The following is a 24,477-nucleotide window of genomic DNA, read 5'->3' as shown; positions in this document are numbered from 1 at the left end:
TCTCACAGGATAGTATTTCTAAAAAAATAACGTACTATTCAAATCGTTGAGAAAGGACTATGCTAATCATCAGAAAGTTGAAGGGAGTACGCTTATGAAAAAAATGATATTAAAAGAATATGGCTCAGTAGATGTTATGGAAATGGAAGAGGTAGAAATTCCTAGCCCTTCTGCGCATCAACTAGTGATTAAGACCGCGGCAATCGGTGTGAATGATCCTGATATGGTTATTCGTCAATCTGGTCCTGCACCAACTATGCCTAAAGACATGTTTCCTCCGCTGCCTCACTCATTGGGACAAGATTTTTCCGGTGTAGTGTCAACGGTTGGAGAAGAGGTAACGCGTTTTAAAGTAGGCGATCATGTCGCTGGTTTTTCTAACATGAATACATATATGGAATATATCTTGACTGAAGAGGATAGTAATGTTGCAGTTGTCCCTAAAGAACTAGACCTTGAGCCGCTTGGAGGTCTCTATCTAGGACTTGCGACTGCTTGGGCCTCCACGATTAGAGACGGACAAGTGAAGACGGGACAAAAAGTGTTGATTCATGGCGGAGCTGGCGGTGTTGGCTCCAAAGCAATCCAGTTAGCCAAAAATGCTGGGGCGTATGTTTTCGCCACAGGTTCGGCTGCACAAAGCGATTATATGAAATCATTAGGTGCAGATGAAACCATTGATTACCAAACACAAGATTTTACACAGCTCGTATCGGATGTGGATCTGGTTGTTAATTTAACCGGGCCTGCAACACTAGAAAAAAGCTATCAAGTGGTGAAGCCAGGCGGACGCATTACTACAGTGAACGCAGTGCCTGATCAAGAAAAAGCGGAACAATTAGGAATCACGGCTCAATATTCAATGGGCTTTATTTCTCTTGAAGAATGGGAACATGCCATTGAACTTTACAGTCAGGGAAAATTAGCTGTTCTTGTTGATAAACGTTATCCATTTGATCTTGCAGGAATAAAACAAGCACATTTAGATTTCCAAAACGGCAGCAATACTGGTAAGAAAATTATCGTTTTTGGAGAGTAGAAGGATGACTTTCTCCGCAGGCTGAACTATGGGTAACTGCTATGGCATGTTAGGAAGATAGAATATTTTTCTCATTTTCTATTGTACAGGAGAGATAATAAAAAACGCTAACGATGGCAACGGAACATTGCAACGCTCCAAGAAAAAATCCTTTGATTGGTACAAAAAAGTGATTGAATCGAATGGCACGGATTTAACTAACAATTCGATGAATTAATTCTGGAAAATGTAAGGAGTTTTGACTATGAAAAAAAAATATACGTGTTTGGGTTTGACAATACATTGGTAAATTCTGAAGATTTAATTGTTGAGCTGACAAGTCAAATACTTGGAATTGATATGTCTAAAGAATTCTGGTATACCAATTTGCATAGTGTTACAGATATCGAAACCGAAATGCAAATTCTTGAGGATGCTTTTCATGTGTCTTACACACTGGAATTGCAGCAAAAGACAGGGGAGCTTTTCATGCAAGAATTATTGATGACTGCTCCATTCAAACCAGTCTATAATCTGGTAAAAGAGCATGAAAGCACGTGTCATTTTCTAACCGGCAGTCCCTTAAAAATTCTACAAGAGTATTTTTCAGCGTGGAACATTACTATTCCAGAAGAACGTCTGCATTGCGGAATTTATAACGGTTCAGGTGACAAAGAAAAAGTATTAGCCAACCTTCAAAAAGACTTTGACGTAATCTATATAGATGATGATGTTCAGCTAATAAAGAATGCGCGTGCTCTTGTTTCCGACACTTTTCTTGTAAAGCAGCCATACAATAAAGAATTCTGGTCAGAATTAAAAACACTTGATTAGATGCTTAGGATTAAATTTATAGATGAGATGAAAATAGGGAAGACTGTGCATTTTTTAAGCTCAATTCGATGGCAGAAAAGAATTCAAAATAATAGGATTCCTGAATTTTATGGTTATTCAGGATAAGCTGAATATAGATATTTACTCACCATTAATAAGCTAGAGACTCAGTATTATAATGGTGGGTTTTAATTTAGATCATTTATTTACAATATTAGACGTGTGCTAGTAAATGACAAAGCAGATCGTTACGAATGATTAATTATTCGTAACTACATGTAAGCTATTGTTAGTTATATGAAAGCACTGTTTATAGGGATCGATGTCTTTTTTCTATTTAATAAGCAATGTCGATTTTCTCCATTGCTAATCCGTAATGTGCAGAGGTGATATTCCCGATTAGTACAGGATTAAGGATCATGGTTCCTCTGTTAATAATGAGGCCATTATTTTTTGAAGAAATCATTTTAGAAAATCTCCAGTTTATTAATTTCAAAAAGCTATGATAGAATACATAATAAGCGGGGTGATTTTATGGCGGAAATACTAATTGTAGAAGATGATAGAAGCATGCGATTGCTAACTGCAGCAAGATTAAATGATTTATATACGGTGGTAAGTGCTTGTGACGGCATAGAGGCATTAGAGATAATACATAAAGGTGGCATTGATTTAATTATCGCGGATATTATGATGCCACGCATGAATGGTTATGAATTATTAAAAACCATTCGGGAAGAAGGCTATACTACACCGTATTTACTACTTACGGCTAAGGAAACGCTTGATGATAAACAGCAAGGATTTTCTCTTGGAACAGATGATTATATGACAAAACCTTTTAGTAGTGAAGAATTGATCTGGCGAGTAGCAGCACTATTACGACGTTCTAGGATCGCTCAAAGTAAAAAAATTCAAGTTGGGAATGTCATTATAGACTCTGAGAAATATGCGGTTTACACGGACAACGAATATATTGAACTGCCTAAAAAGGAATTCGATCTTTTATTTAAGCTTTTATCTTATCCCAATCAGATTTTTTCTAAAAGACAGCTACTTGATAGTATTTGGGGAATAAATGTGGAGAGTGGAGAAGATACTATCAAGACCCATATCAGCAGACTTCGAAATAAGCTATTAGGAATAACTGAGTTTAAGATTGTTACGATAAAGGGTTTGGGCTATAAGATTGAGATAGCTGAACAGGTGGATAATAAATGAAGAAAATGACAGAAAATAAGGGGAAGCTGATCGAACTCACGAAAAATATTTTACCACAATTGCTTTTTCAAACTATCACGATAGTCTTTATCGCGCTATCGTCATTTATGTTTATGACTTGGCTAGTGACCGATATTTTTGGTGTCAAGGATACCTACGAAGCTGCTGGGTATTCATCGCTGGGTACATTAGTAATCTTTATTTTAACATTGGCTCCTCTAAATGCAGTGTTACATCGCAAACGAGTGAAAGAAGTAACCACACTTTACGATGCTATTAGAAGCGTTGCTGATGGAAATTACTCTATCAGGATACCACAGGATAGCAAAGGAACTATTACTCCAATTTACTCTAGTTTCAATAAGATGTGTGCTGAACTTGAAAGTGTTTCGTTGCTACGAAACGATTTCATAAATAACTACTCACACGAATTTAAAACACCGATTGCGTCAATAAATGGATTTGCTTCACTATTACTTGAAAAAAAATTACCACCAGAGGAGCAAAAACAGTACCTCGAAATCATTGTTGCTGAATCAGCAAGGCTGTCCAACTTAGCAAGCAATACAATCCTACTTTCAAAATTGTCTTCTCAACAGATTGTGACTGATGTCGAAGAATATGACTTAAGTGAACAATTACGTCAGTGTTCAATCATTTTATCACCCAAATGGTTAGCAAAAAATATTGATCTTAAGGGAGAATTTACCTCAATCTTATTTTTAGGTAATAAGGAAATGATGCAGCATTTATGGATTAATTTGCTAGATAATGCTATTAAATACACTCCAGATGGTGGAGAAATATCAATTAGTACCTCACTTGAAAACGAACAGGTAGTTGTGAGAATAGCGGATACAGGTGAGGGGATGAACGAGGAGACGCTGCAGTCACTATTTAATCCATATTTTCAAGGAGATTCCTCACACGCTCAGCAAGGACTCGGATTAGGGCTTTCTATCGCTAAACGTGTTGTAGAACTTTGTCAGGGAACGATTACAGTGAAAAGTGAAGTATCAGCGGGCACGTCATTTATAGTTGAACTTCCTTTAAAAACTAAGTTATAGAAAATGCTAAATCCGTCAGCCTTCTTTGTAAAGCTGATGGGTTTAGCTTTTTTATATAAGTAAACTGATAGTAAATTAACTTGTCCTTTATGTTTACGAATTGGAAACGATAACAAAGTATAATTATAAATAGAATCATAAATTAAAAGAAGGACGGTGATGACTGCTTTTAAGATTTATGATTGAAGCAATCCCAACTAAAGATTCATAATGTCCATCTTTTGATTGAAATTTAAAATCCAGCAAATCAAGAAGAAGGATGGGTTACCATATAATTTCTACTAAAGGAGCTTATGGCTATTGATAAAGAAATAGATTATATGATAAATGAAAAGTTAATGTATGAAAGTCTAGTTAATTATTATGCTAAAAAATTAGGAATTAGCTATCGGAAATCAGAAGTATTGAAAGAAAATGAACATGTCGGATTTGTCTGTTTGAATGAAAATGATGAAGCTGTTGGGCGATTAAACGGTGAAATTAACTATATAAGCTATTCTTGCCATGTTGAAGGCCTCTTTGTAGAGCCAGAGGCAAGAGGGGCCGGAACAGGACGAAAATTGCTGCTTGAATTTGAAAGCATTGCCCAAAAAAAAGGCTGCATTATGTCATTTGTAGAAACTACTACAAACAGCGCGCCTGAATTTTATGAAAAATTAGGGTACAGTTTAATCGGTACAATCGCTGACTATCCGATCGCAAATGAGACATTCTATTTGTATAAGAAAAGACTTGAAGAAGTTAATTAATGCATGTGAAAATCAAAAGAAGCAGTAAAGCGTCGAGGGATGATTTTATTCATCTTACATGTGTAACACAGGGTTACAATCAGCTATAAATTTTTAAAACGAAAACGTCAATACTCTAGTATAGAGCTGACGTTTTTTTGAGTAAACTGAAGGTAAACTATGTTCTGCTTCGAATTTACGAAGCAAACACAGACGAGAAGTATACTCAATTTAGATAAGAATTTTAGATAGGAGACTTTCTGAATGAAATGGAATATTGTAGCAGATTCAAGTATTGATTTATTTAGCACTGAGTTGGAATATGAGAATATTCATTTTTCAACTGTTCCGTTTACTATTAGTATTGGAGAAACTCATTTTATAGACGATGATCGTTTAGATATTGATAAACTTGTTGCCAAAATGAAAAGCACAGATGATTCAAGCCACACTTCATGTCCTTCTTCGGGTGCTTGGTATGAAAAGTTTAAAGAAGCAGGACACATCATTGCGATCACCCTCACAAGCGGTCTTTCGGGTAGTTATAATAGTGCCTGCGCTGCTCGTAATATGATCCTAGAAGAGTATCCAGATAAAAAAATCACCATTATTGATTCTTTATCCGTCGGACCAGAAATGGTGTTATTGGTAAGAAAAATTTGTACACTCATTGAACTTGGGAAAAATTTTGAGGAAGTTGTTAGCCAGTCACAGCTTTATATGACTCAGACCCAAGTGATGTTTGCACTGTCATCATTTGATAATCTAGTTAGAAACGGTCGAATCCATAAATTGACAGGATTTGTTGCAAATAAATTTGGTTTTTTAGGGGTTGGTAGCGCAAATGAAACTGGAACTATCGAAATGAGAGGAATTGTAAGAGGCAAAAAGAAGGCAATAAACATTATCTTAAACGGGCTAAAACAAAAAGAAGAACAGCTTAAATCAGTAGTGATTAGTCATTGCCAAAACCCAGAATTTGCCAAAAGACTGAAGAACGAAATCCAAAATATCTGGAGCGATTCCGAAGTAACAATTATTCCAACACGTGGCTTGTGTAGCTTTTATGCCGAACAGAAGGGTTTGATAATCGGCTATTGAAAAAGCATAAAAAAGTAAAGTGAATAAAATTATGAATCGGAGGAAATATATATTGAAACATTATGTATTGCTAACAGAGAGTGGTTCAGATATTTCACCAGAATTAGCTGAGGAATATGGAATTAGAATAGTGCCTATGTATGTTCAATTTGAAGGGAAGACATATGCTGATGGTGAAATAAGTCCCGAGCAGATTTTAGCTAAAAAAGAATCTATTCCGACTACCTCCGCTCCTAATCCAGCAGATTTTGAACATATATACGACCAAATACGAAGGGAACTACCTAATTCAATCATCATTCATATTGCTTACTCAGCTAAAACGACCTCCTCATACCAAAACTCGATAATCGGCTCTATCGGTTACGAAGATATCTATCGTGTGGATAGCCAACAGGTTAGTGGAGGACTAGGGGCCCTTGTGATAAGTACGGCTCGATACATTAAGAAATTTCCAGATATCGAACCAATAGTATTACTGGATAAAATCAAGGAATTATCTAAACGAATGAAATTTCATTTTGCCGTTAATGACACTTACTACTTAAAAGCAGGTGGGCGATGCTCCAACACTCAATATTTGATGACACAGTTATTGAATATCAAACCATTGATTGAAATGCAAAACGGATTACTAATCGCCACTAAGAAGTATCGAGGAAAAATGGAATCTGTCAGTAAAAAAATATTGGCTGATTTTTTTTCTTCTATGACTATCAGTTTGGATGAAATCTATTTTGTTTATTCTCCTGGACTAGGACAAGAGAGCCGAAAAAAAATTGAGGAAATATGCTTACATGAATATCATGTTAAAAAAATTCTCTGGTTTAAAGCAGGGTGCATTATTTCTACACACAGCGGACCCGGGGCTTTTGGAATTGGCGGGATATTAAAACAATAGAGAATAAAGAGTTGGAAACAACTTGTTTTATTGAGGAGAAATAATATATGACAAATTCAAATTGTTACATCAAAAAAATGGTAGCTGATGCAGATGATTTTTTAGAGCTCGATACAGCAGCAAAGATGTTTCCATTAGCTTTTTGTGAAGAACATCGATCGCTAGTGCGTTTATCGGTAGTTATGAATGAGACTGTTGATCACAACAGCTTACAAGTAGCACTTAATCGATTAATCGGACGATTTCCCTCTTTTTGTGTTCGTCTAGTTCACGATAGCTACCATTACTATTTTGAAAAGTTACATACAGCACCTGATATTATTAAAGATAGTCAAAATGAGTCATTCTCGATGACATTTGAGGAATTGAATAAATGTGCATTTAAAATATTTTATGTACAAAATCGTATTATTCTAGAATACTTTCACGCTGTGGCAGATGGGATTGGCGGAAGTATTTTTTTAAAATCACTAATTGCTGAATATTTATTGATTCGTTACGACGTTTCCAATCGCTGTATATCGGATAAAGTAACTATTGAGGAATTATCAGAAAAAAATAGTTCGTCGGATGCCTATCAGGACATTGTAAGCAGTTCAGGTAGGTTAGTTCAAAGTTCAAACTCATATCTGATAGAAGGTAGTAAAGACGATAAGCTGCATATTTCAGAATTTTCTTTTAAAACTGATAAAGTATTGGCATTGGCTTCCTTACATGGTGTGACCTTAACTGCTTTGTTAACGAGTGTATTAGCTGCCGCACTGTTTGATTTACAACAGCACTCAAAAAAGCGCCAGACTATTTGTCTTTCCATACCTGTTGATTTAAGAAGACGTTTTAATCGCAACACTCTGAGAAATTTTTCAGTGCCAATCTCAATCTATGCTAAGAGTTCCGGGAAAACATCAGACTTTGGTGAACTATGCCAATCTTTTCAGGACCAATTGAGAACAAATTCAACTAAGGAAAAACTATCTTCCTTAGTAACATCTTACGTAAAATTAGGAAAATTAGGAGGGAATTCTTTCTTTCCGCTTAGTTTAAAAAAATGGTTGGTTCAACTGTTTTTCTCGATTGCTAAAGGTAGAAATTGTATGACATTTTCTAATTTGGGAGTATGGCAAATACCGAATGCCATGAAACCATATGTTAAACAATTCAGCATGTCGTTAAGTACCAAACCACATACGCCCTATAGTTGCGGTGTAGTCTCTGCTGGAAATGTTTTAACAGTAACTTTCACAAGAAGTATCAAAGAGCCTTTATTGGAAAAGAGGTTTCTTAACATGCTGAAAAAGGTATCACCAAATTCTAATGATGATTGGGGAGCAGTATATGAGTAAAATTTCAATCGCAAAAAACCGTAGTCTACCTAAATACTCTAAAGAAGAAGAAATTTTTAACGTGATTTCTCATGCTGTCGGGGTACTTCTAGGAATTGATATGGTCATTAAGGTTTTGTTATCTCATCAGAACTCGATACAGTTTGTAACAGGGCTTTTATTTGGTGTGTCCCTTATTATTTTGTACGCTGTTTCCTGTACCTATCATGGCTTGTCTCCAGAAGGCGAGGAGATGGAAGAGAAGAAATTTTTTCAAATCGTTGATCATTGTTCTATCCCAATATTAATTATTGGTACGTATATTCCATTTGCTTTATGTGTTGTGGAACCGACAAAACCGAATTTAGGCTGGATGCTGCTAGGAGTGGTTATTTTTGTTGGCTGCGGGATTATTGCTCTGAATGCAGTTGATTTGGATCGTTTTAAAGTGATTACGATGATTGGCTACTTCCTTATGGGAGGCAGTGTGTTAATTGCATCAGATATATTAAATAGCATGCTAACAAATGAAGGATTCAATCTATTCCTTGCTGGCGGTGTAGCTTATAGTGTGGGTGCCATTTTTTATGGATTAGGCGGAAAAAAGAAGAAATGGATGCATTCCGTTTTCCATGTTTTTTGTGTTTTGGGTAGTCTACTGCATTATTTTTGTATCAGCATATATATTTTCGGTTATTAATCTCTCATTTTAATTGAAAATGAACAGAGTGGACGTATTGATACCGGATAGGTGTATGTTCTATTTTAACACTCGAATAATGATTGACAGAAAAGATCAGAAGGAGAGTACATCTCATGAGGAATAAAATTCAAAAATATATTGAGCAAAGGCAGACTCTATCACGGGCGCCTCTGAATGAAAAAGATCTTCTTTTAGGAAGTCAACCTGAAAGAATCAAACATTTTGTGACATTTAAAGAATTCCATAAAAATATGTATAGTTCTATAAAAAAAGTCAGTAGCTTAATAGGCATGATCAAAGGAAAATTGATAATCAATGGCAATCTTCGTCAAAAATATATTACGAAATTAATGAAACTAGCTATCAAAGGGAAAAGTAAATTTATCGTTGTTGTAAACGACGGTTATCGACTTTCTAAAAAGAGTAATTATGAAGACTCTTCTTATATAGCACTGATAGTTGAATTGCCAAGTGGAAAGTAGAGGTGTTTTATCATTGCGATTTAAGCTAACAGATCAAACGGTCAAAAATAATTTGAATAACCAGTTAATGCATACACTAAAAAAAATCATAGATGAAAAAAGGGATATTGATTTATCTTTAGATAGATTATTATTGCTTTCAAGAATCAACAAGAGAAGGTTTTTATCTTGTTATCAAAATCAAGCAGATCTGATCCAGTCATTAAACAATACTTTTGTAAACCAGCTTAAAGAGGTAATTCCTTATGTGAAAACAAAAGAGGATTTAGTGATTTGGACAGATAATCTTATTGAAATATCAAAATCTGCTAAGTTTCTCAAGGAAGCAAAAACTATTTTTATCCTTAATCAAAAGCTAAAACTGAGTCTTTTTCGATCACTACAGCAACAGATTATCAACATTCTGGATATTAGAATGCATATTTTTTTTAAACAATTAAAAAAACGAACGACCGTTTTAGACGAAGAGGAATGCAAAAAATCTTTTTATTCAGTAATGGAAGATGCGATCGTAAAGGATGAACCTGAGAGATTCCAACTGCTTATTTATAGTCTAGGATCACTAAAAGTAGTTTTTGAATGAAAGCTTCTTATAAAATTAGGATGATTGACATGTAGGCCAAAAAGAGATAGTTGAGAAAACGGTGAATGAAATTACTAGAAAAGAGTTATAAATAAAGATCACTTTTTATAGCCTAAACTCAAAGGTCATTACAGATCTTTCTGGTCAAGAGGTTTTGCTACATAAATGCATCTCCTTTATCTTAGAGGGGGAAATATTTTGAATAATAAGAAAAGAAATGGTTCTTGGTTTTGGAAGTGGATTTTGAACACTAAAGTAGTGACTAGTTTGCTCATTGTCCTATTGTTGCTACTCATTCTGATATGCTTCACAAAAATCTCATATCTATTTAAACCAATTCTTCAATTCTTTTCAATCGTAGGGATTCCTATTATTGTAGCGATAATTCTGTATTACTTTTTAGTGCCAGTCGTAGATTTTCTAGAACGGCATAAGGTAAAGCGGGGATTAACCATTTTGCTGTTGTTTATTATTATTTTAGGATTGCTTATCTGGGGCGGTGTAGTAGTTGTACCAAAAATTCAGGAACAAATAGTAAATTTTATTAATAACCTACCAGGCTATTTTGATGAAATCAATCAACAGTTGGAAAAACTGATCAATAATAAGTGGATAAATGGGTTTAGACCACAACTTAATTCAATTATCGACGACAGATTAAGTTCATTAGCAAATATTATCCAGAGCTTTTTTAAGGATACGTTGGAAAGTATCGGAAGTCTGATAGGAACCTTAGCAAATGTATTCGTTGTTATTTTAACAGTTCCCTTTCTTCTATTCTATCTATTGAAGGACGGAAAAAAATTTCCGCATTATGCTACTAGATTTCTACCAACTCGCTTTCGCAAGCCGACGTTACAGGTACTGAAAGAAATGAATGAAAAGGTATCTCAATATATCCGCGGACAATTAATTGTTGCAATGACAGTGTTGATCATGTTCATTATGGGATTCTCCATAATTGGATTAGACTTTGCTGTAAGTCTGGGGATCATCGCAGGATTTTTAAACTTACTTCCATATTTAGGTTCCTTTATTGCGATGATACCTGTTGTATTTCTAGCTTTAGTGTCAGGACCTACGATGCTATTAAAAGTGATGATTGTCTTTTTTGTTGAACAAACAATCGAAGGCCGACTTATTTCTCCTTTAATTTTAGGTAGTAAACTAAATATACATCCCGTAACAATTATTTTTGTCTTACTCACTTCAGGAAAAATTTTCGGAGTATTGGGTATAGTTTTCGGAATACCAATTTATGCCGCATTAAAAGTACTGATAACCTACATCTTTGAGTGGTACAAAAAAATTTCTAAGTTATATCAAGAAGATATCTCTTCTGCATTAGAAAAAAGAGAATCCTCAAATGTTAAATAGATGAAGAAATATCTACTATGAAAAGAAAGATAGCATGAAATTTATCTTGTTTGGAAAAACGGAATTCAGAATAATAGATTAGAGACAAGTGTAGCGTAGCAATTTTCGATAAAGTAAAACATTGTATTTACTTTTTAGCATGATATATTTACAGTGTATTTACTTATTTGATTGAAGAGGAGGAGTAATCGTGAAAACAAGACGACAGGGTAACGCAATCGTTTTAACGGTACCTACAAGGTTTGGAATCGATGAAAATGTTGACTATATTGCAGTAAAGGGTCCGAACGAGTCAATCACATTCATTAAGAAGGAAAAAAATATTTTTGATGAAGCTGCTGCACAAGGGAAGACATTAGATGTTACACCTGGATTTCCTGATGACAAGCCGGTAGGAAGGGAAATGATTTAATGGTAGCAGACACGAGTGAATACATTCCAGAACAAGGAGACATCATTGTCATTAATTTTGATCCGAGTTCAGATCGTGAAATTAAAAAGAAACGTCCAGCTATCGTTATAAGTACAAACAATTATTGTGCTGTTACTGGCTTAGTGGCGGTTTGTCCAATCACAAGTACTAAAAGAGACTATTTTATTAAATTAGATGACGAGGTGAACCGTCAAGTAACAGGATATATCAACGCTTTACAATTAAAGACATTAGATTTTAGAGTGAGAGACGCTCGATTTGTGGAGAAGGCGACTACATATGAATTAGGAAGAACAACTCAGATGGTTAAAATGATTTTCAATTTTTCTAATTTGTTAGGAGAATAGCGGGGAAAATAGCGAATCAAAATAGTATGTTTTCTCAAGTTTATCTATGATTAAAAAAGTATTAGGCTGATTTCTTCTGAAGCATTCAACCTATTAATAACTGTCACACAATCCGATTTTCAGTCCGCCTATCGTTTCTCTAATTTACAAACATCTAACAAGGCATCTTTCCAAAATACGAAAAATGCCTTATTTTTGTGGCTCTAAGTCAAATCGTGTTGTTCTCATTAAATCACTGAAAGGAAATGCTTCGGCGTTTCCTTTTTTCTTTTTGTTTTTTTGCTCAAATAATGTCGCAAAGATTCTGTTGAATCAGAATTCGCATACGAAGGTGACGAAAGGTTCTAAAACCGAATGCCACTCTCTTGATCACTTTAATCAAGTTATTCTTCCCTTCAAGTTTTCCGTTCGAATAGGGGTATTTTAACGCATTGATAATCGCTTGTTTGTGTTTGTTTAAGTAAAGAATCGCTTTTTTAAATGCTGGATCAAGCATCGGAGGTAAGTGATCAATGCGTTCGTAAAAGTCTTTATAATCTTTGGCATCAAAGGCATCCAACAAATTCTGATACACATCATAGCTTGTCCGTAAGCGCTCGTCAATCGATAATAAATAGTCCAATACTTCCGATTCCGTCAGGTATTTCCGTTGGAAAAGCGGGTATTGTTTGAGCGAAGAATAATTGATTTTTCTATTTTTCTTCAGAATGGTTCGCCAATACTTCTTAAGCTTGCGATACTTTTTCATGGCTTGCGGGTCGCTCTTTTTCAAGTGATTCATGGTTTTTATCCGTTGTTTATTAAATGCACGATTAAGTTGTTGGATCACATGAAACCGATCAATGGAAATCCGAGCATTTGGGAAAACGACCTTTGTCACAGAATCATAGCTCGCGTTCATATCCATCACGACATGAGAAACGTTTTTCCGAGCGTGATAAGTAAAGCGCATAAAATAAGCGATCAGCTTGAAGCTTCTTCGATCCTCTAAAATATCAAAGATTTTCCCCGTATCCGCATCACTGAGAATAAAACACATGGCGCCCTGACAGTCCTTAGTTCCTTTGAATTCATCAATCAATAGATGTTTTGGTAAGTAATTGGGCTTCAGTCGTGGTTCTTCAAAAAAAGAATCCAACACCCGTTCGACCGTTTTAGCGGAAACCAAGTAACGTTGAGCGATATCTTTCATCGAAATTTTCTTCTTTAAATCAACAGCGATCGCAAACTTGAGCGCTTGGGAGAGATAACAGTTTTCTGCGACATAATAGGTTTTAGCCGAAAAAGTATGGTGACACTGTTTACAATAAAATCGTTGTTTATAGAGATGAAGATAGGTTGGCACCTCTTGATAAGGGAGTAATTGAATCCAGCTATCTTTGTAGCCATGATGGATGACGGAGTCGTAGCCGCAACACTCACACCGAGGAGACGGATAGCTCAGTCGACCAGTAAAGACGGTGGCCATTCTGTCATGGACTTTTTCTTTTGAAACGGCGTCTTTAGGAAAAGTAATGTTGGAATCATGAATATTTAGGATTTGTTTGATGGTTTTGTCTAGGCAATTATCTTTATATTTGATATTCTTAATACTGGACATTTGGTTCGCCTCCTATGATTGGGTTCAGCGATTTAATTATAGGACAACCAAATGTCTTTTTGTATAAAAAAATACTTGGTGTTCTCACTCAGAAAGAGTAACAACACCAAATATTATAGAACCATTTTTGTTCATCCATCTCGCTAAGTCATAGCAAAAAGGCACAGTGAAATCCGCAAAACAGCCATCTACCGAACATTATTTTCCTGATCGTCTTTATCAGGAGTTTTTCCAACATCGCGTTCGAACACTCTCAGCCATTTCTGCAGCCAAGTGACCTTCAGTCCGAATTCATGGGCATTTTCTAAAATCGAACCGATCTCGTAAATGATTAATAATGCTGTCCATATCAAGGCCACATTGATTGGCAAAGTGATTCCTACAGTTGGCGCAATTTTGCCTAAGGCAGCGGCGCAAATAATTGTTGAAAAGGTAATGAATTTCGTAAACAAGCCATATAGATTAATCGAAGACACCCAGGTATGGCTTTTTAATGCTTTGACGTATCCGGTGGTGAGATCCAAGCCCACCATGGTTAAAAAAATGCCCATGATCGGTAAACTTCCACCGAATAAATAATTGATTAAGGGAATTTGTATCATATAGATTCCTCGCTTTCTAAATTAATTGATAGCCCCTGTGAAAAGAAATTCGCAGGGGTTAATAGCTGTTGTTCCCTACGCAGTATGTGATTGTCAATGAACGGATTTAATTGGGAAAAGGCTTATTCCCGTGGTGTTTCAGGCGGTCCTTCTTTGTTTTTCTTTCTGATTCTGTGCAGCCATTGAAGAACTCTATTTTGTTCTTTCGTGTCTTGACTGGATGGCTCGCCTTCCATTAAAGGCATAGCTACTGGCTGCTGATCGTTAAGGTGGTTATTGCTTGATTGTGGAAGCGACTCTTTTTCTACTTTAATCGCTGTTTCTGCTTTTTCCGGTGGAGCGATAGTCGTTAATTGTTTCAAATAGCGACCATGTGGTGTTGTTGGTAGTGCAGATGGCTTCGGAGTCGTCACTGCCGCAGGTTTCTCCTGTTCTTCCGCAACTTCACAGCAATGGACCTCTTCACAGACCGTTTCCTCAACAGGTTCGCCATCGTAACGAACACCTCTCGTCTCATGTTCTGGATCAAATATCAGAGTTTCTTTATGGGTCAAGACCTTAGCGGTGACCACAGAATCAAATAGTTTTACGCCGTTTTGTGTACAAATATCTAAGTTCGTCAATAATTCGCAAGCTTCTTTGATCTGTGGCGCCGTCAAATTGGGATCGAGGTCTTTATATTTCCAATTGTGGGTGCCGCCATCACTTTTTCCAAAGGTGGCAATTAAATCCTTGGTCATTGTTCTGTTCCTTTCTTTGATTTTTTCTGCGTAGGTTGGTTCATGGTTTCATCAAGGTTCGCTAGTTTCTTCTGGTCGGACAAATGAAATAAGGGAGCGAGCAACAGAGACGAGCTTCTCACCGAATTTTTTTACTGGAAAGACTCTCAGTTTCAAAGTCCGCCATTCCGGTGCCATAAAGTAGTCTTCAAAATAATAAAAGAGACGTTTCATGGTGCGGGTAGCTTTGGTGTGCATAAATACCTCGCGGACAAGATCCTTTAGAAAGTGATCAAACTCCGCCGCTCCTAATTGGCAGCGTACTTTTAAGGCTAAAATGTATTTGATGGTGACACTGCTGTTTTGTGTTTTATGGTAGAAATTGGTGATTCGTTGTTCGAGTGTTTTGGCTTTTAAGTTGAATAACTGCCGAAACGACAGTGTTTGTATAACATTCATTGATGCTCATCCTTTCATTCTCAATTAGTAGTAGAGGAGGGCGGCAAGACTACCGCTACCCCTCAAAGTATTTGGTTAAAAAATAATGGTTTCAATCGTTTCGACGTACTTGGCGCTTTCGACAGTGTTGAAGAGGTCTGCGCCATCCTTATGACAAAGTTTTACCTCTGTCATACGTTGCAACAATCCTTTGATCTCTGTGTCGGTCTTTTGAGTGTCGGGATCATTGAAGCTCCAGGTCTGGTTCTTTCCTAAACTGGTTTTAAAGGTTGCGACGAGTTTTAGCATTTTATTCTTCCTTTCTATGATTTATTTGGTATAACGTGATTGACTGGTTAGGATCACGCCGTCTAATTCACTGCCTTCAACTGATAAGGCTTTCATAATTTCTCCCAGTTCAAGGACCTTCTCTTCGCTAGGCTCATCCATCACATTTGTAAAGGTGATCTTCTTAGTTTTTTCTCCGCCTGCATCGATTTCTACTTGAAGTTTATTGCCGATATAGCGATAGGTAATCGTTTGATGTTATCTCCAGATTTTCCCCCGCTCCACACCGTACGTGCGACTTTCATCGCATACGGCGTTCCAACTTGCCTTTTTGTTTAGTGAATAATCGCTAAATTACAGCTCTTACGATAGTTATTGATTTTCTCCAACTGTCTGTCGGATGGTTGGAGTAGAGTTAAATATCTATCAATCGTTTCTTTTCTTGTTGCGTGGATTAGAGTATGAACCCATTCGTGGATAATAACTAAGTTATTAAATTTGTGCGTTCCACCAAGACTTTTTGGAATTACATGGTGACATCTTGCGACTTCTGCCGTTAAAAATAGTTTGGTTACAGCACATTTACCATTTTGCATGGAGTATCTAGAATACTTATTGTCTAGGAGTTCCAGATTTTGTTCTTTTGTTAATCCAATACTCATTTTGTATAATTCGTTCAGAACTGTCGGTTTAAGACAGCGATGTCTTTCTTTTCTTCCGTTTTCCGTATAGTTGTTTATGCCTTGACTAAAACACCGAGTCAATTTCCAACGTACATCTGCGAGAGGGTAGAGATAGACATCGACTATTTTCATAGTTTTGTAGGTCGTCTTGTAGCGGTTTTTATACGTACTGGGAGGACTTCTAGGTATTCCGTATTCTCCTAGATGTTTCAAACGATTGTATAGTGTAAATAGGCATGAGTAGTGGATTTCTTTGAAATCCAGATTTACTCGGGTGGCTTTTTGGTAGTAATTATGGATTCCTAAAACATACAGGTTGAACCTTAATGCGTTCGTTGTTCTCGTGCATCGGCGAAGAGTTTTTATCTTTTCTCGGACTTCTTTCTTTATTCGTTTTTTTGATTTTTTGGATACTCTAGAAATATTCACATAACGGCTTTTCTTTCGCTTCTCTACTTTCAATTCAAATCCCAGAAATTCCGTATATCTTTTTCTAAGATTAGTTATGCTAGATTTTTCATCTGAGATTGACAAAGATAAATGATTTTCCAGATATTGTTTTACCGCATGGAAAATATTTTGTGCGGACTTTGGAGAGTTGGTATAGATTTTGAAATCGTCCGCATATCGCACGATATGCATTAGCTTTAGCTTTGAATTTTTTCTCAGATATCTTGATCTTATTCCTGGAGTAGAATATGGATGTCTAGTCGGAAAGTCTTCCCACTGTGTGGTTATCCACCAATCCAAATCATTTAGAACGACATTCGATAGAAGCGGAGAAAGGATGGACCCTTGGGTAGTTCCTTTTGTAGAAGCAGGAAACCCTCTTTCAGAAGTTTTCAACATTTTAGATATTATTGTCAAAACTCGTTTATCCTTCACTCCAATAGTGTATAGTTGCTTGAGAAGTTTATTATGATTGACGTTATCGAAGAAACCTTTAATGTCAATGTCTACTACATAGTGACATTGACCAGCGTTAGCTAGGGTTGCACACCTTGCAATGGCATGTTCTGTTGAGCGATTAGGTCGAAATCCGTATGAATGTTTGTAAAATTTAGCCTCGCAAATTGGTTCAAGTATTTGCTTAAACATTTGTTGGATTAGACGATCTCTCATCGTTGGTATTCCGAGCGGGCGGGTTTTCCCGTTCGGTTTTGGAATCTCAATTTTAACAATGTCATGTGGGTGGTAATTTTCGAGCGCTTGACGGATTTCTTTGATGAACGCGTCTCGGTTCACAATTTTGAAGTCTTCTATTGTCTGTTTATCTACTCCGCATGTTTTAGCTCCTGTATTCCTTTTTATCATTCTGTAGGCCAATAGAATATTATTTTCAGACACAATTAAGTCGTACAAATTTATTCCTTTGGTTCGGTTATCAAGACCTCTTTGATAGAGCCAGTCGAATGTTTCTTGCATTTGATAATACTCGCAATATCGTAGTTCTGTGCTCACTGATGGTTTGTTTCTCCTAACATAATTAGTCCCATCCTCTTACTCGACCTTGTAAGCTTCATTTAGCATTATTCACTTTTCAAAGAACAAGTCTTAGGGCTATCCCTCCACGTTCGTTACACGCTTCTTTGGTACTGTACCCTTACTCTCACGAGAACTAAGGAATTTCGATTTTAGTTACTTAAAATCTTATATCCATCACTCCGAAAACAGTCGTTTGATATAAGTGATTCTCGCTTTCCACGTTCCGACTATCTTAGCTGATCATATCTACTGGTAGGTGCTCACTTTAAGCCTGTTTAGTTCTGACCTCATTGTTGGTCAGCCCGAATTTCATACAAAAAATTCTTACTTTTCGGTACTAGACGATGCGCCCGCATCCCAATATCTTTCGAATATCGGTGATCTATAGACCCTTACATTCGTGAGTTCGTCCGTCCCATAGGGATATTCTCACCATGAGTAGTTTGTAGCATCCCGGCATATCCTTGACCGTATGAAAGGTAAGTCGATCACTTAGGTCTTGTTCTGCCGTCTTTACCTGACTTCATACCATAAATAGCTGCTTCCATTTATCGCATGCAGGAGTATCAGATCAATTGTTTCTAGCAAACATGACTGCTGTCATTCCAATTGTAGGATAGTCAGTTGTAATCACCAGTTGGCGATTCTCCTATTTCGTGTGTAGACACTTATTAGGAAACGTGTCGTACTTTTTGAATCATGGTTGTTTCCTCCTAATTTTTTTGTTTCCGGCCGGTGACTAAAAGATAAACGATTTCTAAAAAAAGTGCGAATCGCAAAATAACCGCTACCCCCCTCAAATTGACCTATTTTTAGGTAAAAACCCTTATTTTTGCATGAAAATAGGTCAAATTAGGGGGGGTAAGTGTCAAATTGCGATTTTACAAAGCGGATAAAAATGTAGTATAATAAAAAGTTTTGTAAAACGGTTACATTTTTTTTGCATAAACAGCAATAGCTTCATGTACATTCAAAAAAAGAAAAGTTGAGTGTTTTTTCTATACATTTTTCTGGTTTAGAAAAACCTGAACTACTAACACATGATTTATCTGCAAACCCATCAAGGAGAGTTACAGGCGAACATCGGCTAATCTATAGAGTAGAAAAGGAAACAATCCATTTTTATTCTGCAAAAGATCATTATTGAGTCCTCTAAAGAAAATGCACTTTTTACCGATGAAAACTACGATGAAATTGCAAATGCAATACCTATGAATAAGCTACCGACTCTCCTAGCAAAAGAATCGCTTTTTTATCTATTGTCAATCTAAAAAACTAGAAATAGCCGTAATTCCATGCTATAATAAGTTTGCGAAATGTGAAGATTTCGAATACCAGAAACACGAAAGCCCTACTCTGCCAGGAGTAGGGCTTTTCTTTTCATCAATGGCGTCAGGCTAGTTTTTTAAACGCTATATCATACAAAAATTTTTGGTCGCTAAAAAAACAAGCTCCCAACTCTGATCAGAGTTGGGGGCTTAGCTATATGATCGACTCCAGAGAAGCTTTGTGCAAGTATCAGGGGAGCGATTTAGGACACTTCATCATAGGAAATAACGATTTTTCAACTTTAACGTTGAAAAATCGCTGGAAGCGTCAAACTGGATGAATGTTAACATCCTTAGATTATCAGAAAGTTTTTTGATACGAATGAAAATTAGTAGATTAATTATTTATACACCGCTATTTTTCAGGGTTCATGATTAAAATCTCTGAAAGAATAATTCTTTTCTATTTGAATGCGTCCTTACTCACTTGACTGATTATATAGTTCGGTGAGTAATGCTTTGATCCGATCATAAACGGCTGCTGTTTCAGGGATCGGGCTTTGGATATTTTGAATGATAAAGAGGTCTCGATATCTGTATTCGTCTTCTAGTTCCTGCCACTTCAAGGAATCTGTTAGTGCTAATTTGGAGATAATTGATTTGCCTATATTGTTTTCTAATAGAGACAATATTACTTCACTGTTATTTGCTTTGATGATTTGCGGGTTTAGATGATTAGAGTACAGATAGGTCTCGTTGATAAGATACATCCCAGAATCATGCTCTCTAAGAATCCAATAATCTGAATCAATATTGCCTGCTAAGACGAGCTCATCCTTATAAACGAACTCCTTTTGGATCAATGGGGAAACAATGGATTTTTCAATCAAGCCGATATGGGCTTTGTTTCCTTCAACGGCATCAATGACTTCTTGCGAGTTCATAATCTTGATTTCAAAAGCTATTAATGGAAATTCAGCAATCAGCTGCTCCATAATTTTGGGTAATAGGTGCACGGCGGTGGTGTTGGAGCAGCCAAGGATGCAGTCGGTTTTAAAATTTTTAGAATTTTTTGCTTGGGCAAATACATTAGATAGGGAGTGTAACGCTTCGACTACCCTAGGATACAAGAATTCGGCTTGTTTCGTAGGCAGGATCAGCTGCTTTCCTTTTCGATCGAACAGCTTGAAGCCTAGTTCTGCTTCTAATCTTTGGATCTGCACGGAGATGGTTGGTTGTGTCTTAAACATGAGTTTGGCTGCGGTGCTGAAATTTCTCGTTTCATACACAATAATGAATGTTCGCAATAATTCTAACAACGGAATGACCTCTTTTCTATTAATAAAATTTATAACGGATATGTAAAATCATTATTTTACAAATAGTTTACTGGTGTTTATTATAGGGGTGTAAAAAATATATATCAAGTGCTATCAAATAATTTGATCGTTTAGAAAGGATATACCTATGAATAACACACTAAAGAATTTTCTGAAGGCTATACCAATACCGATTTGCGGACTGATCTTAGGAACGGAGTCACTGGGGAATCTATTATTTTCTGAAGGCTTTGAAGGGATCGGCAATATTTTTTGTTATACAGGTCTTTTGATGATCCTTGTATTTCTTTTAAAAATCGTTTTCACATTTAAAGATACGATGGCTGCATTGAGAAATCCGATTATTGCCTCTGTAGCTCCGACATTTACGATGGCGTTAATGGTCGTTTCCGTATTTTTAGACAGATTGTTTCCTAATCAAATCATGAATAACGTGCTATGGGTAACGGCGATCATATTGCATCTGGCTTTGATGGGCTATTTCATTGCCGTGCATATTCTGCCTGTGGAGGTCACGCTTGAATATGTTTATCCCAGCTGGTTTATTACCTTTGTTGGAATAGGCGTTATTCCGAATACCTCGACCGTGTTTATCAAGGAATTAGGGCAGGTTGCTGTTTGGATCGCTTTAGCTTTGTATTTGATTCTGCTGCCAATCATCGTTAAACGAATTCTTCATAAGAAAATATTTGAGGATTCAGCGATTCCTTTGATTACAATTCTGACAGCACCAGGCTCACTTTGTTTAGCTGGTTATCTATCTGTTTGCAATCAAGTCTCTTTTCCATTTGTTATCGGGCTGCTGATCTTATCCCAGTTGATTTATCTTTGCATCGTTTTTAATATGAAAAGAATGCTAAAGGTCGGCTTCTATCCAAGCTATGCGGCGTTCACGTTTCCTTTAGTTATCTCAGCGACAGCGATCTTCAAGGCCTCCAAAGTTTTTGAAGAGCTTCCTATTTTACTGACAGTTACTAAAGCGTTAAGTATTTTAGAAACGCTTTTAGCAATTCTCGTTGTTTGCTATGTCTTAGTGAAGTATGTGATTCATCTATATGATCAAACAAAGGTCCTAAAGGTAAATCGGGAATTTTAAGCAGAGTGAATCGCTGGTGCTTTCATTACTATAAGAGTTAAAATAAATAACAGAATTTTTCTCGCGATCGTTTGGAAATCAGCGGCGCAATCCAATAAAAGGAAACAGCTATCATCAACGTTTAGTTTACTAAGACGTGTGATTGGATACATAGAGGATACGAAAAAAGGAGGGGAACTCAATGATTCTAATTACAGGCGGTCAAGGTCAATTAGGGACGGAGTTGCGTTATCTATTAGATGAAAAAGCGGTGGAATACGTGGCGGCTGGTTCTGATCAGCTAGATGTTACCAATAGACAAAGGACCTACCAGTTCATCACCCAACTGAAGCCTGCCATCATTTATCATTGCGCAGCCTACACCGCTGTTGATAGAGCAGAAGGCGTCGACAAAGAATTAAACGAAAAAATCAATGTCGAAGGAACACGTAATGTAGCAGAAGCAGCCAAGGCTGCCGGTTCTATTTTGGTCTATATCAGTACGGATTACGTTTTTGATGGGATGAAAGAAGCTGGATCGTATCAAGAAGAAGAGCTGCCCAACCCTATTAATGAATATGGCCGTACGAAGTATCTAGGCGAAAAAATTGTCGAGGAATTACTGACCGAGTATTACATTGTCCGCACCTCATGGGTATTTGGAAGGTTTGGGGACAATTTTGTATCCACGATGCGTAATTTGGCGAAGACACAGACACGCCTAGCCGTGGTGGAGGATCAGTTTGGACGGCCTACTTGGACACGTACATTGGCCGAATTCATGTATTTCTTGATTGAACAGGAAGCGCCCTTTGGTGTTTATCAGCTATCGAATGAAAATAGCTGTTCTTGGTATGAGTTTTCCAAGGAAATCCTAAAAGATACGGATGTAGAGATCATCCCAGTAGCATCAAAAGATTATCCGCAAAAAGCAGCACGTCCGCGAACGTCAATCATGGATCTAAGTAAAGCAAAGGCACTAGGCTTTGAGATTCCAACTTGGCAGGAAGCCTTATCAAATTTCAAGTGAACAAATATACTATTCATTGGAGATGTGATTAATGGAAAAAGCGATAATTACAAGCAAAGAGCGAATAACTGAAGGTGGGTGCAATGCCTGTGGATTTGTGAAATGCATCACCTATACCATTCATTTCGAAGATGGAAGAAGTGCGGCTCTGGACGCGTTGGATTTGCCGTCATTGGTTCGAACCATCGCGATAAAAAATGGCTGGAGAGAATGGGTAGAAATAATTGGGATAGGTGAAGAGAGAGTACATCTTGTAAAGAATTCACAGGTAGTATCGATGGATGAGACCGCTCATGAAATCTGCTATAAAAAAGAGTGGAGACGCATCGAAAGTCCGAAACAATTTGAAGATACAAAACGCTTATTTGAACAAGTAAATGAGATATTAGAGACGATCTTCGATGTTGAGGGCTATTTAATAAAGCTAAGAAAAAAGAAATGTTTATGCAATTAGAAGGGATGACAAGAATGGTTGGCATAGGGGATACAATCACTGCGAAGAATGTCCATGGAGAAATAATCTCTGGAGAAATCAAAAAAATTTACGCGAACTCTGTTTTAGTATTGAGTCAAACAACTCCACAGCTTGTCTGTAAGAAAGAGATATATCAAATGGGTGATTCGATAGAAGAAATAAGCGATCCAATCATCGGGAAGACGGAATTCACTATTTCAAAATATCGGAGCGCGTAATGTAGATGATCCACTGAAGCGTGAAATAAGTGATAAACACTAGAAAAATAAAAAATGGAGTGAATTCATATGAAACGTACAAGTAGAAAAGTTGCTGTAGTGGGAACAGGTTTTGTCGGGACAAGTATAGCTTATTCTATGATCAATCAAGGAATTATCAATGAGTTGGTCTTAATCGATGTCAATCAAGAAAAGGCAGAAGGAGAAGCGCTTGACCTGTTAGATGGTATGTCCTGGGCACAAGAAAATATTAAAGTGTGGGCCGGCGATTATACGGATTGTAAGGATGCTGATATTGTCGTTATCACAGCAGGCGTTAATCAAAAACCTGGTCAAACACGCTTGGAGCTGATCGATATCAATGCCGGAATCATTACCAGTGTCGTGAAAGAAGTCATGGCATCAGGCTTTGATGGAATTTTAGTAATCGCCTCAAATCCAGTAGATGTTTTGACCTACGTTGCTTGGCAAGCATCTGGCCTACCAAGCAGCAGAGTCGTAGGAACAGGAACTACTCTTGATACCACTAGATTTCGTAAAGAGCTGGCCGAAAAATTACAAATTGATCCAAGAAGTATCCATGGCTATATCATTGGTGAGCATGGTGATTCAGAAGTAGCTGTCTGGTCCCATACCACAGTTGGTGGAAAACCATTATTGGAATTTATCGTGAAGAACAATCGGCTAACAGTAGATGATTTAACCACGATTTCAGATAGTGTAAAAAACACCGCCTATGAAATCATAAACAGAAAACAAGCGACCTTTTACGGCATCGGGATGAGTGTCGCGAGAATCGTGAAAGCCATCTTGAATAATGAGCAAGCGGTGCTGCCTGTATCTGCTTATCTCAATGGAGAGTATGGCGAAAAGGATCTATTTACCGGTGTACCATCAGTCGTAGATCAACACGGTGTACGAGAAATCATCGAACTAAATATCGATCCAGAGGAAAGAAAGAAATTCGCCGCATCAAGCAAGCAGCTTAGAGAGGTCATTCATTCCTTGGATACTAAAAAGAGTGAGGAATAAGAGTAAACAATACAAAATACCGATGAAGCTTGAATGTATAGCTGTAGCATTGCTTGAGCGGTAGGTATAATTTTTCATAAGTAAAGGGAGCATGCAACGCAATTATT

Annotated in this window: 27 protein-coding genes and 1 pseudogene; 20 read left to right on the top strand and 8 right to left on the bottom strand. The window is 36.9% G+C overall.

Annotated features, from left to right (window positions below; translation table 11 throughout):
• Positions 1–94 precede the first annotated feature (94 nt).
• From AUF14_RS08380 to AUF14_RS08315, 14 genes are all read left to right on the top strand, one after another.
• Entirely contained in the window at positions 95–1,039 is a 945-nt protein-coding gene (locus tag AUF14_RS08380; protein ID WP_049218677.1) for an NADP-dependent oxidoreductase, read from the top strand.
• Between the two features lie 261 nt (positions 1,040–1,300).
• A complete protein-coding gene (locus AUF14_RS08375) occupies positions 1,301–1,852 on the top strand; it encodes a hypothetical protein (RefSeq protein ID WP_102866004.1) in 552 nt (183 codons plus the stop codon).
• A gap of 534 nt (positions 1,853–2,386) precedes the next feature.
• Positions 2,387–3,073 carry a response regulator transcription factor gene (locus AUF14_RS08370; RefSeq protein ID WP_102866003.1) on the top strand — a complete coding sequence of 229 codons (687 nt, stop codon included), beginning with the start codon at positions 2,387–2,389 and terminating at the stop codon, positions 3,071–3,073.
• Positions 3,070–4,140 (top strand): HAMP domain-containing sensor histidine kinase, encoded by a 1,071-nt coding sequence (locus tag AUF14_RS08365; protein ID WP_049218672.1) that lies wholly within the window; start codon positions 3,070–3,072, stop codon positions 4,138–4,140. Before AUF14_RS08370 ends, AUF14_RS08365 begins: the two co-directional genes overlap by 4 nt.
• 293 nt (positions 4,141–4,433) lie before the next feature.
• Entirely contained in the window at positions 4,434–4,889 is a 456-nt protein-coding gene (locus AUF14_RS08360; protein ID WP_049218670.1) for a GNAT family N-acetyltransferase, read from the top strand.
• A 243-nt stretch (positions 4,890–5,132) separates the two neighbouring features.
• On the top strand, positions 5,133–5,969 hold the full coding sequence (locus tag AUF14_RS08355) for a DegV family protein (protein WP_049218668.1): 837 nt from the start codon (positions 5,133–5,135) through the stop codon (positions 5,967–5,969).
• Positions 5,970–6,021: 52 nt separating this feature from the next.
• Complete coding sequence (locus AUF14_RS08350) at positions 6,022–6,870, top strand: DegV family protein (RefSeq protein ID WP_185968654.1); 849 nt, start codon at positions 6,022–6,024, stop codon at positions 6,868–6,870.
• 47 nt (positions 6,871–6,917) lie between these two features.
• Entirely contained in the window at positions 6,918–8,213 is a 1,296-nt protein-coding gene (locus AUF14_RS08345) for a condensation domain-containing protein (protein ID WP_102866001.1), read from the top strand.
• A complete protein-coding gene (gene trhA / locus AUF14_RS08340; RefSeq protein WP_049218663.1) occupies positions 8,206–8,892 on the top strand; it encodes a PAQR family membrane homeostasis protein TrhA in 687 nt (228 codons plus the stop codon). Before AUF14_RS08345 ends, trhA begins: the two co-directional genes overlap by 8 nt.
• 116 nt (positions 8,893–9,008) lie before the next feature.
• A complete protein-coding gene (locus tag AUF14_RS08335; protein ID WP_049218661.1) occupies positions 9,009–9,377 on the top strand; it encodes a DUF1694 domain-containing protein in 369 nt (122 codons plus the stop codon).
• Entirely contained in the window at positions 9,367–9,960 is a 594-nt protein-coding gene (locus AUF14_RS08330; RefSeq protein WP_127478970.1) for a hypothetical protein, read from the top strand. Before AUF14_RS08335 ends, AUF14_RS08330 begins: the two co-directional genes overlap by 11 nt.
• A 165-nt stretch (positions 9,961–10,125) precedes the next feature.
• On the top strand, positions 10,126–11,337 hold the full coding sequence (locus tag AUF14_RS08325) for an AI-2E family transporter (RefSeq protein WP_049218658.1): 1,212 nt from the start codon (positions 10,126–10,128) through the stop codon (positions 11,335–11,337).
• Between the two features lie 190 nt (positions 11,338–11,527).
• The gene (gene mazE, locus AUF14_RS08320; RefSeq protein WP_049218655.1) at positions 11,528–11,749 is read left to right on the top strand and encodes a type II toxin-antitoxin system PemI/MazE family antitoxin; all 222 of its coding nucleotides are present in this window, start codon (positions 11,528–11,530) and stop codon (positions 11,747–11,749) included.
• Positions 11,749–12,117, top strand: a complete 369-nt coding sequence (locus tag AUF14_RS08315) for a type II toxin-antitoxin system PemK/MazF family toxin (RefSeq protein ID WP_049218654.1) — start codon at positions 11,749–11,751, stop codon at positions 12,115–12,117. The genes mazE and AUF14_RS08315 overlap by 1 nt, the downstream gene beginning before the upstream one ends.
• 283 nt (positions 12,118–12,400) lie before the next feature.
• On the opposite strand, the gene AUF14_RS08310 is transcribed toward AUF14_RS08315, so the two are convergent.
• The 7 genes from AUF14_RS08310 to ltrA all read right to left on the bottom strand — a co-directional run bounded on the left by AUF14_RS08310 (position 12,401) and on the right by ltrA (position 17,908).
• A complete protein-coding gene (locus AUF14_RS08310; protein ID WP_102865971.1) occupies positions 12,401–13,717 on the bottom strand; it encodes an ISL3 family transposase in 1,317 nt (438 codons plus the stop codon).
• Positions 13,718–13,905: 188 nt separating this feature from the next.
• Complete coding sequence (locus AUF14_RS08305) at positions 13,906–14,319, bottom strand: phage holin family protein (protein WP_102866000.1); 414 nt, start codon at positions 14,317–14,319, stop codon at positions 13,906–13,908.
• A gap of 122 nt (positions 14,320–14,441) precedes the next feature.
• Positions 14,442–15,059 carry a DUF2922 family protein gene (locus AUF14_RS08300; protein WP_102865999.1) on the bottom strand — a complete coding sequence of 206 codons (618 nt, stop codon included), beginning with the start codon at positions 15,057–15,059 and terminating at the stop codon, positions 14,442–14,444.
• Between the two features lie 51 nt (positions 15,060–15,110).
• Positions 15,111–15,497: a hypothetical protein gene (locus AUF14_RS08295; RefSeq protein WP_102865998.1), complete on the bottom strand. Its 387-nt coding sequence runs from the start codon at positions 15,495–15,497 to the stop codon at positions 15,111–15,113.
• A 75-nt stretch (positions 15,498–15,572) separates the two neighbouring features.
• A complete protein-coding gene (locus tag AUF14_RS08290) occupies positions 15,573–15,785 on the bottom strand; it encodes a DUF2922 family protein (protein ID WP_102865997.1) in 213 nt (70 codons plus the stop codon).
• A 21-nt stretch (positions 15,786–15,806) separates the two neighbouring features.
• A complete protein-coding gene (locus tag AUF14_RS23310; RefSeq protein ID WP_456151920.1) occupies positions 15,807–15,998 on the bottom strand; it encodes a DUF1659 domain-containing protein in 192 nt (63 codons plus the stop codon).
• 101 nt (positions 15,999–16,099) lie between these two features.
• On the bottom strand, positions 16,100–17,908 hold the full coding sequence (ltrA, locus tag AUF14_RS08280) for a group II intron reverse transcriptase/maturase (protein ID WP_102865995.1): 1,809 nt from the start codon (positions 17,906–17,908) through the stop codon (positions 16,100–16,102).
• 1,030 nt (positions 17,909–18,938) lie between these two features.
• On the opposite strand from ltrA, the pseudogene AUF14_RS08275 reads away from it, so the two are divergent.
• Positions 18,939–19,079: pseudogene (locus tag AUF14_RS08275) on the top strand (Txe/YoeB family addiction module toxin); the annotation flags it as partial.
• 600 nt (positions 19,080–19,679) lie between these two features.
• Here AUF14_RS08275 and AUF14_RS08270 read toward each other — a convergent pair.
• A complete protein-coding gene (locus AUF14_RS08270; RefSeq protein ID WP_049219330.1) occupies positions 19,680–20,519 on the bottom strand; it encodes a LysR family transcriptional regulator in 840 nt (279 codons plus the stop codon).
• A gap of 148 nt (positions 20,520–20,667) precedes the next feature.
• On the opposite strand from AUF14_RS08270, the gene AUF14_RS08265 reads away from it, so the two are divergent.
• From AUF14_RS08265 to AUF14_RS08245, 5 genes are all read left to right on the top strand, one after another.
• On the top strand, positions 20,668–21,636 hold the full coding sequence (locus tag AUF14_RS08265) for a TDT family transporter (RefSeq protein ID WP_049219331.1): 969 nt from the start codon (positions 20,668–20,670) through the stop codon (positions 21,634–21,636).
• Positions 21,637–21,817: 181 nt separating this feature from the next.
• A complete protein-coding gene (gene rfbD / locus AUF14_RS08260) occupies positions 21,818–22,645 on the top strand; it encodes a dTDP-4-dehydrorhamnose reductase (RefSeq protein ID WP_049219333.1) in 828 nt (275 codons plus the stop codon).
• Between the two features lie 31 nt (positions 22,646–22,676).
• Positions 22,677–23,099 carry a DUF4809 family protein gene (locus AUF14_RS08255; RefSeq protein WP_049219335.1) on the top strand — a complete coding sequence of 141 codons (423 nt, stop codon included), beginning with the start codon at positions 22,677–22,679 and terminating at the stop codon, positions 23,097–23,099.
• Complete coding sequence (locus AUF14_RS08250) at positions 23,084–23,338, top strand: hypothetical protein (RefSeq protein WP_227656336.1); 255 nt, start codon at positions 23,084–23,086, stop codon at positions 23,336–23,338. The genes AUF14_RS08255 and AUF14_RS08250 overlap by 16 nt, the downstream gene beginning before the upstream one ends.
• A gap of 69 nt (positions 23,339–23,407) precedes the next feature.
• Positions 23,408–24,370, top strand: a complete 963-nt coding sequence (locus tag AUF14_RS08245) for an L-lactate dehydrogenase (protein WP_049219337.1) — start codon at positions 23,408–23,410, stop codon at positions 24,368–24,370.
• Positions 24,371–24,477 lie beyond the last annotated feature (107 nt).

The organism is Enterococcus avium, assembly GCF_002891025.1.
Lineage (GTDB): Bacteria > Bacillota > Bacilli > Lactobacillales > Enterococcaceae > Enterococcus_A > Enterococcus_A avium.
The sequence above is the reverse complement of the archived record's forward strand: the minus strand, read 5'-3'. Positions and strand labels throughout refer to the sequence as shown.

What these genes read in the sequence shown, in the direction of transcription:
- AUF14_RS08380 (WP_049218677.1), top strand. Translation starts at nt 95, where the DNA reads ATGAAAAAAATGATATTAAAAGAATATGGCTCAGTAGATGTTATGGAA.
- AUF14_RS08370 (WP_102866003.1), top strand. Translation starts at nt 2,387, where the DNA reads ATGGCGGAAATACTAATTGTAGAAGATGATAGAAGCATGCGATTGCTA.
- AUF14_RS08365 (WP_049218672.1), top strand. Translation starts at nt 3,070, where the DNA reads ATGAAGAAAATGACAGAAAATAAGGGGAAGCTGATCGAACTCACGAAA.
- AUF14_RS08360 (WP_049218670.1), top strand. Translation starts at nt 4,434, where the DNA reads ATGGCTATTGATAAAGAAATAGATTATATGATAAATGAAAAGTTAATG.
- AUF14_RS08355 (WP_049218668.1), top strand. Translation starts at nt 5,133, where the DNA reads ATGAAATGGAATATTGTAGCAGATTCAAGTATTGATTTATTTAGCACT.
- AUF14_RS08345 (WP_102866001.1), top strand. Translation starts at nt 6,918, where the DNA reads ATGACAAATTCAAATTGTTACATCAAAAAAATGGTAGCTGATGCAGAT.
- trhA (WP_049218663.1), top strand. Translation starts at nt 8,206, where the DNA reads ATGAGTAAAATTTCAATCGCAAAAAACCGTAGTCTACCTAAATACTCT.
- AUF14_RS08335 (WP_049218661.1), top strand. Translation starts at nt 9,009, where the DNA reads ATGAGGAATAAAATTCAAAAATATATTGAGCAAAGGCAGACTCTATCA.
- AUF14_RS08325 (WP_049218658.1), top strand. Translation starts at nt 10,126, where the DNA reads ATGCATCTCCTTTATCTTAGAGGGGGAAATATTTTGAATAATAAGAAA.
- AUF14_RS08315 (WP_049218654.1), top strand. Translation starts at nt 11,749, where the DNA reads ATGGTAGCAGACACGAGTGAATACATTCCAGAACAAGGAGACATCATT.
- AUF14_RS08310 (WP_102865971.1), bottom strand. Translation starts at nt 13,717, where the DNA reads ATGTCCAGTATTAAGAATATCAAATATAAAGATAATTGCCTAGACAAA.
- AUF14_RS08305 (WP_102866000.1), bottom strand. Translation starts at nt 14,319, where the DNA reads ATGATACAAATTCCCTTAATCAATTATTTATTCGGTGGAAGTTTACCG.
- AUF14_RS08300 (WP_102865999.1), bottom strand. Translation starts at nt 15,059, where the DNA reads ATGACCAAGGATTTAATTGCCACCTTTGGAAAAAGTGATGGCGGCACC.
- AUF14_RS08295 (WP_102865998.1), bottom strand. Translation starts at nt 15,497, where the DNA reads ATGAATGTTATACAAACACTGTCGTTTCGGCAGTTATTCAACTTAAAA.
- AUF14_RS08290 (WP_102865997.1), bottom strand. Translation starts at nt 15,785, where the DNA reads ATGCTAAAACTCGTCGCAACCTTTAAAACCAGTTTAGGAAAGAACCAG.
- AUF14_RS08265 (WP_049219331.1), top strand. Translation starts at nt 20,668, where the DNA reads ATGAATAACACACTAAAGAATTTTCTGAAGGCTATACCAATACCGATT.
- rfbD (WP_049219333.1), top strand. Translation starts at nt 21,818, where the DNA reads ATGATTCTAATTACAGGCGGTCAAGGTCAATTAGGGACGGAGTTGCGT.
- AUF14_RS08255 (WP_049219335.1), top strand. Translation starts at nt 22,677, where the DNA reads ATGGAAAAAGCGATAATTACAAGCAAAGAGCGAATAACTGAAGGTGGG.
- AUF14_RS08250 (WP_227656336.1), top strand. Translation starts at nt 23,084, where the DNA reads ATGTTTATGCAATTAGAAGGGATGACAAGAATGGTTGGCATAGGGGAT.
- AUF14_RS08245 (WP_049219337.1), top strand. Translation starts at nt 23,408, where the DNA reads ATGAAACGTACAAGTAGAAAAGTTGCTGTAGTGGGAACAGGTTTTGTC.